The organism is Anabaena sp. UHCC 0399, assembly GCF_034931465.1.
In the GTDB taxonomy this organism is placed as follows: domain Bacteria; phylum Cyanobacteriota; class Cyanobacteriia; order Cyanobacteriales; family Nostocaceae; genus Trichormus; species Trichormus minutissimus.
Map to the genome: position 1 here is coordinate 1 of NZ_JAYGGZ010000041.1, position 4,572 is coordinate 4,572.

General features: G+C 43.0%; 3 protein-coding genes. All 3 read right to left on the reverse strand.

What is annotated here, in order from left to right; translation table 11 throughout:
• Positions 1–211: 211 nt before the first annotated feature.
• Positions 212–2,356: an ATP-binding protein gene (locus VB693_RS20280; RefSeq protein ID WP_323267824.1), complete on the reverse strand. Its 2,145-nt coding sequence runs from the start codon at positions 2,354–2,356 to the stop codon at positions 212–214.
• Positions 2,357–2,650: 294 nt separating this feature from the next.
• Complete coding sequence (locus VB693_RS20285) at positions 2,651–4,009, reverse strand: DUF4157 domain-containing protein (protein WP_323267825.1); 1,359 nt, start codon at positions 4,007–4,009, stop codon at positions 2,651–2,653.
• Positions 4,010–4,362: 353 nt separating this feature from the next.
• The coding region (locus VB693_RS20290; protein ID WP_323267826.1) for a hypothetical protein at positions 4,363–4,572 on the reverse strand (210 nt) is incomplete at its 5' end.

A 4,572-nucleotide genomic window follows, 5' to 3' on the forward strand; every position in this document is an offset into this window, starting at 1 on the left:
TGCTTTGAGATGTTTTTCATGATAGAAATATGAGCAGTTATCTATTTTATTTATACTATTTTATCATAACCACTCTAGGAGAGCCAGAAAGTTCAAAGATTTTTATCTTTAAATTACATAAATATTGAAGAAATTTGGTTCCCAATTATTAAAAGCTGGTTAGAGATATATTTTCCCTTAAATGAAGTTATTTATTTAGTAATTGACCGGACTAATTGGGTAAAAGGATATCTTCTTCCATTACAATTCTGCCTAGCTTTTGGTATTCTCGTCGAATAGCTTGGAGCAGGTGAGCCATAGTGATAACTTTACCATCGTCTGCTGCTAAGAAAGCTGCTGCTAGAGCAATATTCCGAATATTAGCGCCTGCAATCTCAAAGCGGCGCGCTAGGAAATCTAAGTTTAAGTCCGAACTGCAAGGTGTTGTATCGATCCAAACCTTTTCCCAAATTTGGCGGCGTTGCTTTTCATTTGGGAAGGGAAACTCGATAATGAAACGCAGTCGTCGGCTAAAGGCATCGTCAATATTACTGCGGAGGTTGCTAGTAAGAATTACTACACCTTCATACTCTTCCATTTTTTGCAGCAGGTAGCCAGTTTCGATGTTAGCATAACGGTCGTGAGCATCTTTGACTTCAGAACGTTTGCCAAATAATGCATCCGCTTCATCAAATAAAAGTATGGCGTTGGAGTTAGCCGCAGCGGTAAAAATCCGGTTGAGGTTTTTCTCAGTTTCACCGATGTATTTGCTGACAATTTGTGATAAGTCAATTTTATAAAGGTCAAGTTGCAATTCGTGAGCTATGACTTCAGCCGCCATTGTTTTACCTGTTCCGGGTGTCCCAGAAAAGAGCACATTCAAGCCTTTGCCGAGAGATAGTTTGCGGTCAAATCCCCATTCTTCATGTACGAGATTTCGATATTTGGTTTGATTGCAGATTTCTCTGAGTAGGGTTTGATGCTCATCTGGTAGGATAATATCATCCCAAGTATATTGAGGCTCTATTTTCCGTGTTAGTGCAGTCAAATCGTGACCGGATTGGGCGCGGGCAGATGCAAATAATAATCCAGTACGGGGAGTATTTTTCTCTGCTGCTGCTTGCCAACGAACTGCATTGCAAGTATTTTTGACGCTACTGGTAATTTGGTGGGGAGTGAGACGGAAGCGGTCTGCTAGCGCATCTAATTCTGTGGAATCGATGGAGATGCCTGCTGTTGTCAGTTGAGTTTGCCAGCAGATTCGACGCTGGGCAAAGTTAGGAACGGGAAACAGTACGGCGATTATTTCAACGGGAACAGCAGCATTAGGTATCCAGGGTTCAATGCCAGCTAGGATGGTAATGCTCCTGTGTTGTGCGATCGCTCTCATTAAGTCTTCATACAGAATAGCCTGGTCGTTTGGCAAGGTATCCAGTCCATCTAGATAAAGCAATGCATTTTGAAACCAAGCTTCGCGGCATATCAGGTTTAAAGTAGCTGCAAAATTAGATTTGTTGTCGGCAATTTTGGCTAAATCTGCTGATAGCAAAGGAGCTTTGATTGCTGCTGCTAAGGCTTCTGCGGTGAGATGTTTGCTGAGTTTATCTGAGCCTTGAAAATAGAGTTGTAGCGGTTTTTGTGCTTGCCAATCTTCGCTAATTAAAGTTGCTAAAGCTTGTTTGATTTCCGCATTTAAATATAAATCGTTGAGGGAAGTATTAGGATAGATTAGTTGGCAAAAAGTTGCTAGTCGCTCGTCTAATCCGGGTTGTTGTAATAAAAAGCGAATTACTTGGTCATCAAGATGCAATTCGCGGGCGAGAAGGGTTGATTTGCTGCGATCGTTTTCGGAAATCAGGTGCAATAAATTATGCCGAATCAGCGGTGCATCAGCCGAAAAATGGCTGCGTCGCCCTAATTTATCTGCGGCGGAAGCACAAAGTAGGTTGAGGGCTAGATCGACGCTGGGGCGTTTGCACCTGACATCATCTTGGAGATAGGCGTAAAGGCGTTCGTAGCGGCGATCGAGTTCTATGGCGAGGGCGATCGCAATTATATCTATGTCAAAATCAGATAGCCCAAAGGTCTGGATTAACCATGCTAAGGGCGAGTCTTCTGTGATTAAATCGGTAATCGATTCGGTGGGTGGTTGTGGATTGAGTTGAAATACAGGTACGGCTGGTTTTTGTTGCAGCAACCGTTCTACGTCTTCGGGGTTAACGTGCATCCCGCGATAGGGATCGGTGGCGGCTTCTGTGCCATAGACGAGTTGGGCGCTGGCGATCGCACCTTCTAGGAGTTGGTCTAGGCGCTGCAATAGGGGTAGTAAGTTGTTGAGTGCAGAATTAGGCGCGATCGCTTCTGTTGTGTCAATCATTGTTTCGGTTTGTAAACGCCAATTTACTGGTTATGCGTAGGCGTAGCCCGCAGCAGGCATCGCTATCATACTCTAAGCGCAATCGCCTTTTTGGTTTTACTCAAGTGTTGGCGTTTCATCTGGTAAGGTTGTAGTTTTGAAATGGTACTAGAGTATCAGACGATCGCTTTTCCCTACCCCATAGGTGCGCTCGAATCTCCGATCAAATATAAGTGTGCCTCTGCTTATTTAAAAGTTTCAGACTATTATCTGGCGAGATTTACAGAAGCGGGATAATTAATTAAAATCTACCTTTTATGGTTTGTATTTTTCATTTAAAATGATGTCCATTTGGGGCGATTCCTGCTCAATGTCGAAAGCATTCACAAAATCGTAAAACTGCTTCGATGGTATGACATTGTGCTTTTCTACATAGTGTTTAAATCCGACTGGCCATCTTACCAAAATTAGATCGTCTGTGCCTGGAGGACGATACTTGATCTGATACTCTGTGTGACCAATGCCTGGCTTCCCTTTACAAAGCCGACAAGGTGCTTCTTCGTTAGTTTTATCGCTGCCTTCTCCAAACACATAAAAGTTATATCTAATTTCACCTGAGTCCAACTCCTGATCGCCGATGTTTTTATATTTTTCGATTATCGATTCGATATCTTTAAGTTTTGCTAACCAATCATCTTGTCCGGACCACTTCTTCTTATGCTCTTGTGGTTTTTCTGGATAACCGCTATCCTGGACCTTGCCACCTTTTTTGAGCAGTCCTTTATAGTATCCTTCGGTATATTTATCTGTATCACGATTTCTTTTTTTTTCCTCATAGTTCATCCCACTTTTGTCAAAGTTTGGTTCCTTCAAAGTGGAGTCCTGGTTACCTGTGAATGGAATAATCTGTACGTCTGGTTTTTTCTTTTTCTTCTTAAATAAATCCCACCAACGTACACACTGCACTGGGTAGTTTCCGATCTGTCTTTTCGCTGTTGTTTTCCCACCCACAGATATCAATGACTCGCCCTGTGGTGCTTTCGCGCCCATCACATCTGCTTCCTTCTCCAAACCTTCATCATCATTAATTCCCACACCCTTCGTTTGTATCGTTGGCTTCACCCTTCCCTGCTTCTGCTGAACAACGTGCCAAGCTTCATGGGGTAAATGCTGTTCCTGTCCTGGCGCTACGTGAATATCTGTCCCCTGAGTGTATGCTAACGCCTGCAACTCGGCGGTTTTCGAGGAATTGTAGTGAACCCTCACATCATCCATCGCCATCCCAGAGAGCTTTTCTATCCCAGCTTTGAGTTGATCTGGGAGTCCGGTTTTGTTTTCTGGTTGTACTTCAGACACACTGGCACTATCAGCTTCTTTCGCTAATTTTGTTTGTAGTGGAGTCGGCGATTCTCTTTCAGAGACGCTTCGTGATCGCAATTCACCAGACAAACCTCTAAACATCGGTTTAGTTTGTACAGTGGGTTGATTTGCCAGCAGTTGGTTTACTGCTCGATTACCGATCGCACTTTGCAATTCTTCAATGGGATGAGGAGAATGTCGGGCGATCGCATTACTTTGAGATTGAGGAGAAGCGATACCTTCTCTTCGAGACGCTACGCGAACGGTAAGCTGCGCTAACGCATTTTTGCCTTGGCTTAGGTGTTGGCGTTCCATAAAATTTTCTGCCTGTTGCTCAATTAGCTGATTTACCGTGCGATCGCTTCTGTTGTATTAACCATTGTTTCGGTCTTTATTACGCCAATTTACTGGTTATGCGTAGGCGTAGCCCACCGCAGGCATCGCTGTCATATCCAAGTGCGATCGCATATTTGGTTTTACTCTGATGTTGGCATTCCATAAAATTTTCCTCCACAACTAGGTATGAAATGTATGATCGCTATCCGATCCAAAAGCGATAGCATTTTTTGTTTTTGTGAAATTAGGCAATCGCATAACGATCAAGACAGTCATTTGTATATTAAGAGCAGTGATCGCACTCACTCGATATAGATCGACCAAAGTTCACACTATGCTTTTAGCATCAAAATTTTCTCTATAAAGTCGTGAGACAGTCCTTGTTGGTGCAACTTATAATGCATCTGTTGTTGGCTGAGACCTTGGCTTACCATGTTATCGATCTGTATTTGTAGAGAAGCCTGTTCATTCTCACCACCATTCCATAGGCCTAATGTTTTTGCTTCCTCAAAATTAATTCCTTGTACGGTTGCCAGCAAATT